The organism is Wenjunlia vitaminophila DSM 41686 (genome assembly GCF_000380165.1).
GTDB classification, from domain to species: Bacteria; Actinomycetota; Actinomycetes; order Streptomycetales; family Streptomycetaceae; genus Wenjunlia; species Wenjunlia vitaminophila.
Window position 1 is genome coordinate 61,942 of sequence record NZ_KB904652.1, and the last position, 13,469, is coordinate 75,410.

A 13,469-nucleotide genomic window follows, 5' to 3' on the forward strand; every position below is an offset into this window, starting at 1 on the left:
GGCGCGCCCGGGGCCGTTCCCCACGGCAGCGGTGCCGGCGGCCGTGGGACTCAGACCACCGCGCCGGCGTCGGGGTCGTCCTCCTCGTCGTCCCGGTCCTTCATCCGGGCGACCAGGGTGCCGAAGCCGCCGAGGAAACCGCCGATCCCCAGGGTGGCCGCCCACCACTCGATGGGCTGCTGGAGAAGCACCAGCACGATGAGCAGCAGGGGCCCGCCGAGGACCGCGAGCCAGGCGAACTTGGTGGTGGTGTCGAGCTTGGGCAGTGGGGGCGGCGGCGGGGGAACGAAGTGCTCCTCCTCGTCCGCGGTCTCGAAGTCACGCGGACCCAGCTCCCGGGGCCAGTGCACGGGGCCGGTGGCGACCAGGATGCTGCGGGTGGTGTTGACCCCGTCGTCGCCCGGGTCCTTCTCGCCCGCGTCACCGTCCACCGCGTCACCGTCGTCCCCGGGACCTGCGTCGTCCTCGGGGCCGGGCTCCGCCGCGGCGTGCTCGTCCTGGCCGCCTCCGGTCCTGGCGCCCGTGGTGCCCGCGTCGTCGTCCAGGGTCTCCGCGTCGGGCCAGGGCGGGGTGTCCAGGGAGGAGGGCTCCCGGTCGAAGGAGGCGACCAACTGTTCCCAGATCGCGTCCTCGCGCTCCTGGTTCCGGTCGCGCTCGTCGCGGTCCTCAGCCACCGTCCACCCCCGCCTCCGGGACCGGTCCTGTGTCGCCGGCGGGGGCCGCACCGGCGTCGGCGGCGAGCGTCAGGCCGGCCTCCGCGGCGGCGTCGGGCGCCGCGACAGGGGCCGCGGCCGTCGTGGCGGCCGGGGTGCCGACCCGGGTGAGGCGCCCGAAGAACTCCGCGCTGCGGGAGAAGATCAGTTCTGCCTCGTGGTCCAGGGTGGCCACGTGGTAGCTGCGCTCCAGCCACACCTCGGTGACGTCCACCGAGGAGATCCGTTCCAGCACCAGTGCGGAGTTCGCCGGCGAGACCACGTGGTCCACCCGGCTGTGCAGGAGCAGCACCGGCTGGTTGACCTGCGACAACTCCGCCTGTACGACCTTCCACAACTGGCTGAGCCCGTGCAGCGCGTGGAGTCCGACCCGCTGGTAGCCGACCTCGTCCGCGTCCTCCTTGGCGATGTCGCGGATGATCCCGGGGACCGAGGGGAGCAGGTGCCGCAGCACCGGGACCGCGGCGATCAGCTTCTGGTCGGCCCGGACGGACGGGTTCACCAGGACCAGGCCGTCCACCGCCGTCCCGTGTTGGGCCGCGGCGTGCAGCACCAGTGCCCCGCCCATCGACAGGCCGCACAGGAACACCTGCCGGCAGCGCTGGGACAGGGTCCGCACCGCGCGGTCCACCTCGGCGTACCAGTCCTGCCAGCCGGTGGTCTGCATGTCCTGCCAGCGCGTCCCGTGCCCGGGCAGCAGCGGCGCGGAGACGGTGAACCCGCGCTCGGCGAGGTACTCGGCCCAGGGGCGCATGGACTGGGGCGATCCGGTGAAGCCGTGGCTCAGCACCACACCGACCTCGCCGCCCTGGTGGTGGAACGGTTCGGCTCCGGGCATCAACGGCACCTGGGGGCTCCTTCCGCTGGACGTGCGGAGCGTGTGGTCAACGGGTGGAACAGGTCGCGGCGGGCGAGGACGGGTGGGGAATCGCCGGCCGCATGCTACTCGACCCCGTGATGACCCCGTCGTAGCAAGTATGCGGGCTCCCCCGGCCCTTCAGGACCGACCGCGGCCCCCGGGGTCGCCCGACGAATGGTGGGAGACCGCGCGGACCGGAAAAGGGATTAGGGTCTGTCCTGTCAGACACAGGAGGTCCTCGGTTGTTCTACGGCATCATGAAGCTGTCCATCGGCTCTCTGGTCCGGGTGACCTTCCGCCCGTGGGTGGAGGGGCTGGAGAACATCCCGCGCGAGGGCCCCGCGATCATCGCGAGCAACCACCTGTCCTTCTCGGACTCACTCTTCCTGCCCGCGGTGGTGGACCGGAAGATCACCTTCATCGCCAAGTCCGAGTACTTCACGGGCACCGGGCTGAAGGGGAAGGCGATCGCCGCCTTCTTCCGCGGCGTCGGCCAGCTTCCCGTGGACCGCTCCGGCAAGCGCGGCGCGGGCGAGGCGGCGATCCGTGGCGGCATCCAGGTGATCGAGCGGGGAGAGCTGTTCGGTATCTACCCGGAGGGCACCCGCTCGCCCGACGGGCGCCTGTACCGCGGCAAGCCGGGGGGGCTGGCCCGGGTGGCGCTGGCCACCGGGGCGCCGGTGATCCCGGTGGCGATGATCGACACCGAGAAGATCCAACCTCCGGGCAAGCTGCTGCCCAAACTGATGCGGCCGGGCATCCGCATCGGCCCGCCGTTGGACTTCACCCGCTACCAGGGCATGGACAACGACCGGTACATCCTGCGGTCGGTGACCGACGAGGTCATGTACGAGATCATGAAGTTGTCCGGCCAGGAATACGTGGACGTCTACGCGCTGGAGGCCAAGCGCGAGTTGGAAGAGGCCCGGAAGGCCGAAAAGGCTGCCGAGAAAGCGGCCGAGAAAGCAGCCGAGAAAGCGGGAAGGACCGGGGAGAAAGGGGACCGCCCCGCCACCGGGGGACAGGGCACTCCCGGCGGGAAGGGCGACCAGCCGACCGACAGGCCCTAGCAGGCCCAGGCCCGGCGCGTCAGCGGCGGGCGATGGACTGTTCGATGAGGGCGACGGTGGCGCGGGGGTCATCGACCTCGACGACGAGGCGGTCGTAGGTTTCGGCGTCGGCGAGTTCGATGACGACCGCCTTGTCCGGGTTCTTCACGTCCCAGAAGAGGCGTTCACCGTGGCGGCGGAAGCGGCCGGCGGTGATGACACCCGGGAGGTGGGTGCCGCCGACGCGGATGCCCTTCGGTTCGCGGGCGATGCCGGGGTCGTGGGTGGCGCCACGCACGTGGGCGAGAGGGATCTCCAGGCGGCTCTTGAGGGCCCAGAGCTTGTCCAGGCCCTGGATCTCGGCGGTCAGCAGGTTGCGTTCACGGTCGATGGAGATCAGGGCCATGTCAGTGCTCCTTCGGGGGCGGTCGGCAGGGCGCGCAGGCGCAGGCGGGCACCGAGGACGGTGGAGGCGAGTCGGGGGGCGGCGTCCCCGTAGGCGGGGCCCAGGGCGTCCTCCAGGGCAGTGATGCCTTCCGCGACCAGCGCGGCGACCTCCGGGTCGTGGGGGGCGCGTTCAGCGGCGGCGAGGAGGAGGAGTCCGGCGGCCGGGCCGTTGTCGTAGGAGGCGATGGCCGCCGTCAGCGCCTGTTCGGGGTCGGTGAGGGCGGCGACGGCGGCGGCGGCCGGGTGGATCTCGCGGTCGAGGTGGTTGCGCAGAGCGGCCAGGTGCAGGCTCCGTTTGGAGCCGAAGACCTTGTAGAGACTGCCCCGGTGGATGCCGGTGGCGGTGACCAGGTCGTCCACCGAGGTGCCTTCGTAGCCCCGGGCGGCGAAGAGGGCAGCCGCGGCTCCGATGACCTGGTCGGTGTCGAAGGCGCGTGGTCGTCCCATGTCCATGACCGTATGTGATTCAAGAACGATCAGTCAAGAACGATCGTTCTCTTACGATGCGCCGGAGGTGCCGGGAAGTCGCCGCCCAAGGGCGGGGGCGCCGCCCGCCGCGCCCCCGCGAGGGCGTCGCCGGTGACGTACTCGAAAAGGCGTCAAGCCTGCCCGTTGAATGGGTAAATCAAGGATCGCTCATGCGAGTGAATAGCAAGAAACAAGTCCCCTGGGATTCTGCGGAATAAGATTCCCGGGCCATCCCCATACCCTTCGGCCGGCGTTAGCGTGGTGTGAGACGGACGTCACACACGCCAGTGCTCGGAAGGGAAGGACCATGCGGATCGGAGTTCTGACCGGCGGCGGTGACTGCCCCGGACTCAACGCGGTCATCCGCGCCATCGTCCGCAAGGGCGTGCAGGAGTACCAGCATGACTTCGTCGGTTTTCGAGACGGCTGGCGCGGGCCGCTCGAGGGCGACATCCAGACCCTGGACGTCCCGGCGGTACGGGGAATCCTGCCCCGCGGGGGCACCATCCTCGGCTCGTCGAGGACCAATCCGTTCAAGGCCGAGGACGGGGTGCGGCGCATCAAGGACAACCTGAGCAAGTACGAGGTGGACGCGCTGGTCGCCATCGGCGGGGAGGACACCCTCGGGGTCGCGGCACAGCTCGTCGACTACGGCGTCAGGACCGTGGGGGTGCCCAAGACCATCGACAACGACCTGTCCGCCACCGACTACACCTTCGGCTTCGACACCGCCGTCAACATCGCCACCGAGGCCATCGACCGCCTGCACACCACCGCCGAGTCGCACCGTCGGGTGCTGGTCGTCGAGGTGATGGGCCGGCACGCCGGGTGGATCGCCCTGCACGCGGGCCTCGCCGGAGGGGCCAACGTCATCCTCGTCCCCGAGCGCCGTTTCGACCTCGACCAGGTCTGTGCCTGGGTGGAGAGCCGCTTCGAGATCAACTACGCCCCGATCGTGGTGGTCGCCGAGGGGGCCGTGCCCCTGGAGGGGCAGATGGTCCTCAAGGACGCCTCCCTTGACTCGTTCGGCCACGTCCGGCTCTCCGGGATCGGCGAGTGGCTGGCCGGCGAGATCGAACGGAGGACCGGCAAGGAGTCCAGGACCACGGTGCTGGGCCACATCCAGCGCGGCGGCACCCCGAGCGCCTTCGACCGCTGGCTCGCCACCCGCTTCGGACTGCACGCCATCGAGGCGGTGCACGACGGGGACTTCGGCACCATGGTGGCCCTGCGCGGCACCGACATCGTCCGGGTCCCCATCGGTGACGCCACCGCCAAGCTGAAGACGGTGAACCCGGCGCTGTACGCCGAGGCGGAGGTCTTCTTCGGCTGACCCCGGCTGCGGGCGCCGGTCAAGGCCGGCGCCCGCGGGGGTCGGTGGCCGCCCGTCGCCCGCCCGACCGACCACCGACGGGCGTCACCGGGGCACCACCACCGGGGCCAGCAGCCGGGAGACGATGCCCGGGCCGTCCAGCGTCAGCACCGACTCGGGGTGGAACTGCACCCCGGCGAAGCCCGGGCCGCGCAGGGCCACCACGTCACCGGTGACCGGGTCACGGCTGAGCTCGACCTCGCGCAGGGCCAGCCGGTCGGCCGCGGCGGCGGTGCACCGCGCGGTGAAGGTGCTGTAGAAGCCCACCGTCTCCGGGACGCCGAACAGGTCCACCGTCTCCTGCGCGCCCTGGAACGGCACCGCCTTGCGCACCAGGGGCAGACCCAGCTCCAGGGCGAGGAGCTCGTGACCGAGGCACACCCCGAGCACCCCGTGCGGATGTCCTCCCAACAGGTCCCTGGTGAGGCCGCGCAGCAGCCGCATCTTCGGGTCGTCCGGGTCCCGGGGGTCACCGGGTCCCGGGCCGAGCACCACCGGGCCCGGGTGCGCCAGGGCCGCCGCGACCACACCCGGTTCGGCGTACTGCCGGACGGTCACCGTCAGGCCCACCGCGCGCAGCAGGTGCGCCAGCATCGCGGTGAAGGTGTCCTCCCCGTCCACCACCAGGGCGTGTCCGCCGAGCGGGCCGGGCGTCCTCCCGTGGTGCATCCGCAGCCAGAACGGCGCCAGCGTCGCCCGGCGTGCGGCCAGCGCCGCCACCACCCGCCGGTCGTCGGCGAACGACACGGCGGCCCCGTCCGGGGCCGGCCGCCCCTCGCGGACCCCCAGCGCGGCCAGCACCCCCGCCGCCTTGGCGTGGGTCTCGGCCACCTCCGCGCGGGGCTCGGAGTGCCGGACCAGGGTGGCGCCCACCGGGACCCGCAGGGTGCCGTCCGGGTCGATGTCCGCGGTGCGGATCAGGATCGGCGAGTCCAGCGTCTGCCCGCCGCCGGCGTCCCGGCCGAGCAGCGCCAGCGCCCCCGCGTAGTAGCCGCGTCCGCCCTCCTCGTGGCGTTCGATCACCCGGCAGGCGTTCTGCACCGGGGACCCGGTGACCGTCGCGGCGAACATCGTCGCGCGCAAAACCTCCCGCACGTCGGCGCTGCTGCGCCCCCGCAGCTCGTACTCGGTGTGCGCCAGGTGCGCCATCTCCTTCAGTCGCGGCCCGACCACCACTCCGCCCAGGTCGCCCACCGCGCACATCATCTTCAGTTCCTCGTCGACGACCATGGTCAGCTCCTCGACCTCCTTGCTGTCGTGGAGGAACGACAGCAGGCCGGCCAGGTCGGGGCCCTGCGGGGGGTAGCGGTAGGTCCCGCTGATCGGGTTCATGGTCACCGTCCCGCCGGCCATCCGCACGTGCACCTCGGGGCTCGCCCCGACCAGGGTCCGCTGCGGGGTGTGCACCAGGTAGGTCCAGTAGGCGCCGCGCTCCCCGACCAGCAGGCGGCGGAACAGCGAAAGGGCGGTCGCCGCGTCGAAGCCGGGCAGCTCGCCGGTGAACGTCCGACGGATGACGAAGTTGGCCCCCTCACCCCGGCCGATCTCCTCGGTGACCACGCGCTCCACGATCCGGGCGTAGGCGTCGTCGGACACGTCGAACACCCCGTCGCGCACCGCGACCGGCAGGTCGGGCAGCGCCCCCAGGGCCTGCGCGCAGTCGATCTCGTGGACCTCGGTGGGGCGCAGCACCAGCAGTGGCGTGCCGTCGTCCCGGACCTGGAAGCCGCGCTCGCGGATCTGCCGGAACGGGACCAGCGCCAGGGCGTCGATCGCCGGTCCCCCGGTGGGTGCCCCGGAGGGCAGCGGGATCCGCGCCAGGCGGTCCACGGTCTCGACGGGGCCGGTCAGCACCTCCACGGTGTCGCCGTCCTCCCGCCCGGGGCCCCGGCGGCGCAACAGGGCGAACGGGGGAGCGGCGGGGTCCAGCAGCCGACGGATCACGTTCCGGGCGGTGGTGTCCACGGGGGTGGTCCTTCTGAGGGCGTCGTCCACGGGTCGGTTCCTTCCGAATGACCTCAGGAACGGAACTCCGGAAACGCCGAAGGCCGCCCCTGGGGGCGGCCTTGGTGTGCGCTTGCGGTGTGTGCCTAGGCGCGAGTGAGCAGGGAGGCCGCCTCGGGGAGGGGCCACCACCAGGAGCTGGTCGTCAGCGCGCGCATGGCCCGTACCCTAGCCCAGCCGGCGGACCACGGCGAGTGCCCGGACCGCGCGCCGGCCGGGTCGGCGCCCACGGGGGCGTGGTGCGGAGCGTGGCGTCTCACTTGTTGGGCGGGGCGACGGGGGGCCGGGGCCGACACCGTAACCTAGGGTGCGTGACCGAGAACGCCGATACCACCACTGGTGGCAACACCTGGAGAGACCTCCCCGCGGCGCAGCAGCCTGAATGGCCGGACCAGGAGGCTTTGCGCGACGTCCTCGCGGAGCTCGAGTCCTATCCGCCGCTGGTCTTCGCCGGCGAGTGCGACCAGCTCCGTGCGCGCCTGGGGGCGGTCGCCCGGGGCGAGGCGTTCCTGTTGCAGGGCGGGGACTGCGCCGAGGCCTTCGACGCGGTGTCCGCGGACCAGATCAGGAACAAGCTCAAGACGCTGCTCCAGATGGGCGCGGTGCTCACCTACGCCGGCTCGGTGCCGGTGGTGAAGGTGGGCAGGATCGCCGGCCAGTACTCCAAGCCGCGGTCCAAGCCGACCGAGACCCGGGACGGGGTGACCCTGCCGGTCTACCGGGGGGACTCGGTGAACGGGTTCGCCTTCACCCCCGAGGCCAGGACCCCGGACCCGCAGCGGCTCAAGCGCATGTACCACGCCTCGGCGGCGACGCTGAACCTGGTGCGCGCGTTCACCACCGGCGGTTACGCCGACCTGCGGCAGGTCCACGCCTGGAACCGGGACTTCGTGCGGTCCTCGCCCTCCGGGCAGCGGTACGAGGCGCTGGCCCGGGAGATCGACCGGGCGCTGCGCTTCATGCACGCCTGCGGGGTGGACCCGGAGCAGTTCAAGGCGGTCGAGCTGTACTCCAGCCACGAGGCGCTGATCCTGGACTACGAGTCCGCCCTGACCCGCGTGGACTCGCGGACCGGGCAGTTGTACGACGTCTCCGGCCACATGGTGTGGATCGGGGAGCGGACCAGGCAGCTCGACGGTGCGCACCTGGAGTTCGCCAGCCGGATCAGGAACCCGATCGGGGTGAAGCTCGGCCCCTCGAGCACGGCCGAGGACGCGCTGACCCTGGTCGAGCGACTGGACCCGGACCGGGAGCCCGGGCGGCTGACCTTCATCACCCGGATGGGAGCGGACCGCGTCCGGGACCGGCTGCCGGAGCTGGTGGAGAAGGTGACGGCGTCCGGCGCCCTGGTGGGCTGGGTCTGCGACCCCATGCACGGGAACACCTTCGAGGCGGCAAGCGGGCACAAGACGCGGCGCTTCGACGACGTGCTCGACGAGGTCAAGGGCTTCTTCGAGGTGCACCACGGCCTCGGCACGCACCCCGGCGGCATCCACGTGGAGCTGACCGGGGACGACGTGACCGAGTGCGTGGGTGGCGGCGACGAGATCTTCGTCGACGACCTGCACCAGCGGTACGAGACGGCGTGTGACCCCAGGCTCAACCGGAGCCAGTCGCTCGACCTGGCCTTCCTGGTGGCGGAGATGTACCGCAGCTAGTCGCTGGCGGGTGTGTCGCGGTGGGGTGCGGGCCGATGGTCCGCACCCCACCGCGTTGTACGGCCGGGGCTGGCGGCCGGGAACTGGCGCGACGAGTAAGGTTAGGTTAACCTCACTCTATCGAGAGCCTGTCGAGTGGACCGCTGCGGAGGTGCCCGGCGCATGTACGTCTGTCTGTGCTTCGGCGTCACCGAACAACAGGTGCGCTCCCAGATCGAGGCGGGGGCGGAGTCCCCGCGGCAGATAGCCTCCGCGTGCCGGGCGGGCACCGACTGCGGCGGCTGCGTGCGGCGGATCCAGTCGATGCTCGGCCGTCCCGCCGTCTGCCGCCGCCGGGCCGCGCTCGCCGACGTGGCGGCGCCCCCTTCGCCCCGTTCCGTGGCCACGGAGGCGGCGGAGCCCGCAGCGGTGCCGGTGCCCGCCGGGGCACCCGCTCTGGCCGCCCGGGGGGCTAGGACGCCGGCTGCTCGATGAGTTGCGCGATGTACAGCGGCTCGCCGAGCTTCTCCACCAGGTCGAGCTGGGTCTCCAGGTAGTCGATGTGCTGCTCCTCGTCGGCGAGGATCGACTCGAAGATGTTCGCCGAGGTGACGTCGCCCTTGGCCCGCATCACGTCGATGCCGCGCCGCAGCCGGTCGATCGCCTCCAGCTCCACCTGCCGGTCGGCCTGGAACATCTCGGTGACGGTCTGCCCGACCCGAACGTGGAAGAGCCGCTGGTAGTTCGGCAGGCCCTCAAGGAACAGGATGCGGTCGGTGAGGACCTCCGCGTGCCGCATCTCCTCGATGGACTCGTTCCGGGTGTGCTTGGCGAGCTTCGTCCAGCCGAAGTTCTCCTGCATCTTGGCGTGCAGGAAGTACTGGTTGATCGCGGTCAGCTCCGCGGTGAGCTGCTCGTTGAGGAATTCGATGACCTCGGGATCGCCCTGCATGGTGCGTGCCTTCCTGAATCCTGTCGGTAGCCATCTGAAACCGTCTGGTCCGGTCGGGACCCGGTCAGGAGCCTGTCCGAAAAATCGCGCGCAAAGCCCCCGAGAAACCGGGGACCCGCCGGTTTCCTTCCGGCCGTCGTCACTGTCTGGGCGCATCTTCGCACTCTTCAGAAAATGCTTCCAGTAAGTGCGGGCTTAGTATGGGTTGCCTTAAAGGTGCGTCATTTCGGACTTGACGTGCTTGGCATGCTTGGGGTGCCGTGCGGGCCGTCCGACCCGTCTGTCACCATGGAGCCATGGGGCAGTCCGAACGCGAAGAGGGATCGGCCCAGCGGGCGGGCGAGCTTCCCCCTGGCCAGCGCCTGCAACGGGGCTGGCCGGTCCTGCACTACGGCCCGGTACCGAGGTTCAAACCCGACCGCTGGGAGCTCCAGGTCTTCGGGGCCACGGCCTCGGGGGGCAAGTACGCGTGGAACCACGAGGAGTTCTCGGCGTTGCCGCGCACCACCGTCGTCGGCGACTTCCACTGTGTCACCCGGTTCTCCATGCTGGACGTGGAGTGGAGCGGTGTGTCCGCCGGGGAGATCCTGAAGCTCGCGCCCCCGGCGGCAGGGGTGAGCCACGTCATGGTGTGGGCGGAGTACGGGTTCAGCTCCAACCTGCGCCTCGCCGACTTCGCCGACCCCTCCACGATCCTGGCCACCCACCGGGGCGGGGATCCGCTCACCGTCGAGCACGGCTTCCCGGTCCGGATGGTCGTTCCGCACCTGTACGCCTGGAAGGGGCCGAAATGGGTCCGTGGCGTGGAGTACATGGTCACCGACCGCCGCGGGTTCTGGGAGGAACGCGGCTACCACAACATCGGTGACCCGTGGCGCGAGCAGCGCTACTCCTACCAGGAGGAGCCGGGGGACGGCCCGGAGCTCTGACGCCCCGCGGCGCAGTTCCCCGGTCAGCCCTCCGGTGACCGTTCGCGGAGCCCCTTCAGGGTGGCGACGTCCGCGGCGTGCCTGTCCTGCGGGCCGGGGGTCTCCACGGTCAACGGCACGCCCTCGGTCGCCGGGTGGGCGAACAGCTCGCGGAACGGGTCGGCGCCGATCCGGCCCGCGCCGATGTTCTCATGCCGGTCCAGGTGGGAGGAGAGGCCCGCCTTGGAGTCGTTGGCATGGACCAGCCCGAGCCGGCCGACGCCCACGGTGTCCACCAGGGCGTCCAGGGTCCGCCCGACCCCGCCGGGGGCGGCGAGGTCGTGGCCGGCGGCGAACAGGTGGCAGGTGTCCAGGCAGACCCCGACCCGAGGGTGCCCCTCGAGCGCCTCGAGGTAGGGCCCCAGGTCCTCCACCCGGGAGCACAGGGAGAAGCCCTGCCCGGCGGTGGGCTCGAGCAGCAGCCGGGGCGAGTCGTCCTGGTCCAGCTCGTCGAGCAACGGCAGCAGCCGCTCGCGGACCTGCGCCAGCGCGACCTCCCTGCTCCTCCCGCCGGTCGCGGAGCCGGTGTGCACCACCACGCCCCGGGCGCCGATGACGTGGGCCCGGCGCAGCGAGTGCCGCAGCGACAGCACCGACGCCAGGACGGTGGCCTCGGTGTGCGAGCCCAGGTTGATCAGGTAGGGGGCGTGCACGAACGCCGGGATCGACTCGGTGAGGCAGGACGCCTTGAACAGCTCGTCCTCGGCCGGGTCGCCGGCCGGGGTGGCCCAGCTCCGCGGGTTGGCGACGAACACCTGCACCGTCTCGGCGCCCATCCGCCGGGCGTAGGCGAGGCCGGCGGTGGCCAGGCCACCGGCCACCGGGACATGACCGCCGACGGGGTTGCGCCGGTGCCCGTCGCCGCCCGTGGTCGCCGGCCGTCGGGCCGGGTCGCCCCCGGTCACCGGACGGTGAGGTCGATGGTGGTACCCCTGGGCTTGAGGGAGCCGCCGCCCGGGGACTGCCGCCACACCTTGTCGTCGCCGAACAGGGGCAGGGCGTCGAACACGTCCACCTCGAAGCCGGCGTCCTCCAGGATCTGCCGGGCCTCGCCCTGCTTCTTGCCCTTGACGTCGGGCACCTCGAAGAGCTGCGGGCCCTTGGAGACGGTCAGGGTGACGCTACTGCCCTCGGCCGACGTGGCGCCGGCGTCGGGGGTCTGGGCGGCCACCGACCCCTTGTCTACGTCGTCGGAGTAGACCTCGTCCCCCGCGGTGCGCAGCTCCAGGCCGGCGTCGGCCAGCTCCTGACGGGCCTCCTCCAGCGTCAGGCCCACCAGGTCGGGCACGTCCACCGGTGCGCCCCTGCTGATCACCAGGCTGACCGGGGCGTCCGGCTTGAGCCGGGTGCCGGCAGCCGGCTCCGTGCCGATGACCCGGCCCCTGGGCACCGTGTCGCTGAACGCGGTGCGCTCGGTGCCGACGGTCAGCCGCGCCTCCTCCAGCACCCGCTCGGCGTCCCGTTTGCGGTCCCCGGCCACCTTGGGCACGTCGATGCGTTCCGGGCCCTTGGAGACGGCGACGGTGACGGTGCCCCCGTTGCGGACGCGCTCACCGTTGCGCGGGTCGGTGGAGACGACCTTGCCGACGGGGATGGTCTCGCTGAACACCTCGGTGAACTCCGCGTCCAGGCCGGAGTCCTCCAGCTCCGCCTCGGCCGCCACCCGGGACAGGCCGAGCACGCTCGGGGTGGAGGTGTAGCGGCCGACCCCGATGAACCAGACCACGGCGCCGATGCCGACCAGGGCGGCCACGGCGGCGAACACCGCGAGCAGGCCGCGGCGGGAGGCGAAGCGGGACGGGGCGGGCAGCGGGCCGACGGGGTGGTCGGCGGCCTCGGCCCGGCGCCCGGCCAGCTCGGGAGGGAGCTGGAGCCGGGAGGTGCGGTTCAGCGGCTCGGCCCCGTCCGGCGACGGCCCGCCCGGCCCCGACCCCGCCGCTGCGCCGGTCGCCGCCGCGGTGGGCGGGGTGACCGGGGTGCGGCGCAGCCGGGTGGTGTGGGTGTCGCCCGCGGGCCGGGTGGCGGCGGTGGGCGGCTCGGCGTCCAACTGCGCCGGGCTCAGGCTCCGCCGCGCGGCCTGGAGCAGGGCGAGCAGCTCCACCGCGTCGCCGGGGCGGTCCGCCGCGGAGCGGGCCGCCGCCCGGGTGACCAGCTCGTCCAGCTCCGGGGCGAGCCCGGGGACCAGGCGGGAGGGCGGCGGCACGTCGTGGTTGAGGTGCCGGTAGATGACCTGCACGGCGGTGTCGCCCTCGTGCGGTTTGCTGCCCGTCAGCATCTCGTGGAGCATCACGCCGCAGGCGTACACGTCCGAGCGGGCGTCCACGTTGCCGTGCTCGACCTGCTCGGGGGAGAGGTACGACACGGTGCCGATGACCGAGCCCGCCGTGGTGGTGGCGGTGGCCGAGCCGACCGCGCGGACCAGTCCGAAGTCGGCGACCTTGACCCGTCCGTCGTCGCCGATGAGCACGTTCTCCGGCTTGACGTCGCGGTGCACCAGGCCGGAGCGGTGGGCGGCGCCGAGCGCGGCCAGGATCGGCTCCAGGATGTCCAGGGCGGCCCGCGGGTGCAGCGCACCGCGCTCACGGAGGATGTCCCGCAGGGTGCACCCGGCGACGTACTCCATGGCCAGGAAGACGTAGGAGCCGTCGGTGCCCTGGTCGTGGACACCGACCACGTTGGGGTGGGAGAGCCGGGCGACGGCCTTGGCCTCGCGGATGAACCGGTCCACGAACCCCTGGTCCGAGGCGAGCGCCGGGTGCATCACCTTCAGGGCGAGCTCCCGGTCCAGTCGGGTGTCCAGCGCACGGTAAACCGTCGCCATCCCGCCCACGGCGATCCGCGCCCCTACCCGGTAGCGGCCGTCAAGCGTCTGCCCGACCAAGGGGTCGTTCACGGTCGTATCCACGCCGAGGAGTCTACGAGCCGGCCCTGTCCCGAACGACTGTGCGCGCGGCTTGTGGTGGGGTCGCCGACGATCTGTGCCGGAATCTTGACACTTCC

At 72.1% G+C, this 13,469-nt stretch carries 13 protein-coding genes; 5 read left to right on the top strand and 8 right to left on the bottom strand.

Going from position 1 to position 13,469, the window contains the following annotated elements; all coding sequences use genetic code 11:
• Positions 1-50: 50 nt before the first annotated feature.
• Both A3IG_RS0105920 and A3IG_RS0105925 read right to left on the bottom strand, forming a co-directional pair.
• On the bottom strand, positions 51-674 hold the full coding sequence (locus tag A3IG_RS0105920) for a hypothetical protein (RefSeq protein WP_018382624.1): 624 nt from the start codon (positions 672-674) through the stop codon (positions 51-53).
• On the bottom strand, positions 667-1,560 hold the full coding sequence (locus tag A3IG_RS0105925; protein ID WP_018382625.1) for an alpha/beta hydrolase: 894 nt from the start codon (positions 1,558-1,560) through the stop codon (positions 667-669). Before A3IG_RS0105925 ends, A3IG_RS0105920 begins: the two co-directional genes overlap by 8 nt.
• Before the next feature lie 254 nt (positions 1,561-1,814).
• Here A3IG_RS0105925 and A3IG_RS0105935 point away from each other — a divergent pair, with 254 nt between their 5' ends.
• A complete protein-coding gene (locus A3IG_RS0105935; RefSeq protein WP_018382626.1) occupies positions 1,815-2,642 on the top strand; it encodes a lysophospholipid acyltransferase family protein in 828 nt (275 codons plus the stop codon).
• 19 nt (positions 2,643-2,661) lie between these two features.
• Here A3IG_RS0105935 and A3IG_RS0105940 read toward each other — a convergent pair whose 3' ends face one another.
• On the bottom strand, positions 2,662-3,027 hold the full coding sequence (locus A3IG_RS0105940; protein WP_018382627.1) for a hypothetical protein: 366 nt from the start codon (positions 3,025-3,027) through the stop codon (positions 2,662-2,664).
• On the bottom strand, positions 3,018-3,515 hold the full coding sequence (locus A3IG_RS0105945) for a TetR/AcrR family transcriptional regulator (RefSeq protein WP_040910901.1): 498 nt from the start codon (positions 3,513-3,515) through the stop codon (positions 3,018-3,020). Before A3IG_RS0105945 ends, A3IG_RS0105940 begins: the two co-directional genes overlap by 10 nt.
• A gap of 328 nt (positions 3,516-3,843) precedes the next feature.
• On the opposite strand from A3IG_RS0105945, the gene A3IG_RS0105950 reads away from it, so the two are divergent.
• Complete coding sequence (locus A3IG_RS0105950) at positions 3,844-4,869, top strand: 6-phosphofructokinase (RefSeq protein ID WP_018382629.1); 1,026 nt, start codon at positions 3,844-3,846, stop codon at positions 4,867-4,869.
• An 84-nt stretch (positions 4,870-4,953) separates the two neighbouring features.
• On the opposite strand, the gene A3IG_RS0105955 is transcribed toward A3IG_RS0105950, so the two are convergent.
• The gene (locus tag A3IG_RS0105955; RefSeq protein ID WP_018382630.1) at positions 4,954-6,903 is read right to left on the bottom strand and encodes a chorismate-binding protein; all 1,950 of its coding nucleotides are present in this window, start codon (positions 6,901-6,903) and stop codon (positions 4,954-4,956) included.
• A 320-nt stretch (positions 6,904-7,223) separates the two neighbouring features.
• On the opposite strand from A3IG_RS0105955, the gene A3IG_RS0105960 reads away from it, so the two are divergent.
• Both A3IG_RS0105960 and A3IG_RS0105965 read left to right on the top strand, forming a co-directional pair.
• The gene (locus A3IG_RS0105960; protein WP_026219941.1) at positions 7,224-8,570 is read left to right on the top strand and encodes a class II 3-deoxy-7-phosphoheptulonate synthase; all 1,347 of its coding nucleotides are present in this window, start codon (positions 7,224-7,226) and stop codon (positions 8,568-8,570) included.
• 162 nt (positions 8,571-8,732) lie between these two features.
• Positions 8,733-9,044, top strand: a complete 312-nt coding sequence (locus tag A3IG_RS0105965) for a (2Fe-2S)-binding protein (RefSeq protein WP_018382632.1) — start codon at positions 8,733-8,735, stop codon at positions 9,042-9,044.
• Here the strand turns inward: A3IG_RS0105965 and bfr are convergent.
• Entirely contained in the window at positions 9,022-9,501 is a 480-nt protein-coding gene (gene bfr, locus A3IG_RS0105970) for a bacterioferritin (protein ID WP_018382633.1), read from the bottom strand. The two genes, A3IG_RS0105965 and bfr, sit on opposite strands and share 23 nt — an antisense overlap.
• A gap of 296 nt (positions 9,502-9,797) precedes the next feature.
• On the opposite strand from bfr, the gene A3IG_RS0105975 reads away from it, so the two are divergent.
• Positions 9,798-10,430: a sulfite oxidase-like oxidoreductase gene (locus A3IG_RS0105975; protein WP_018382634.1), complete on the top strand. Its 633-nt coding sequence runs from the start codon at positions 9,798-9,800 to the stop codon at positions 10,428-10,430.
• A gap of 23 nt (positions 10,431-10,453) precedes the next feature.
• Here A3IG_RS0105975 and A3IG_RS0105980 read toward each other — a convergent pair whose 3' ends face one another.
• The gene (locus tag A3IG_RS0105980; protein WP_018382635.1) at positions 10,454-11,374 is read right to left on the bottom strand and encodes a deoxyribonuclease IV; all 921 of its coding nucleotides are present in this window, start codon (positions 11,372-11,374) and stop codon (positions 10,454-10,456) included.
• A complete protein-coding gene (pknB, locus tag A3IG_RS0105985) occupies positions 11,371-13,374 on the bottom strand; it encodes a Stk1 family PASTA domain-containing Ser/Thr kinase (RefSeq protein ID WP_026219943.1) in 2,004 nt (667 codons plus the stop codon). Before pknB ends, A3IG_RS0105980 begins: the two co-directional genes overlap by 4 nt.
• Between the last annotated feature and the right edge of the window lie 95 nt (positions 13,375-13,469).

Bases quoted from the DNA above. Each gene is read 5' to 3' on its own strand.
- A3IG_RS0105945 (WP_040910901.1), bottom strand. From the start codon at position 3,515: ATGGGACGACCACGCGCCTTCGACACCGACCAGGTCATCGGAGCCGCG.
- A3IG_RS0105975 (WP_018382634.1), top strand. From the start codon at position 9,798: ATGGGGCAGTCCGAACGCGAAGAGGGATCGGCCCAGCGGGCGGGCGAG.
- A3IG_RS0105940 (WP_018382627.1), bottom strand. From the start codon at position 3,027: ATGGCCCTGATCTCCATCGACCGTGAACGCAACCTGCTGACCGCCGAG.
- A3IG_RS0105965 (WP_018382632.1), top strand. From the start codon at position 8,733: ATGTACGTCTGTCTGTGCTTCGGCGTCACCGAACAACAGGTGCGCTCC.
- bfr (WP_018382633.1), bottom strand. From the start codon at position 9,501: ATGCAGGGCGATCCCGAGGTCATCGAATTCCTCAACGAGCAGCTCACC.
- A3IG_RS0105950 (WP_018382629.1), top strand. From the start codon at position 3,844: ATGCGGATCGGAGTTCTGACCGGCGGCGGTGACTGCCCCGGACTCAAC.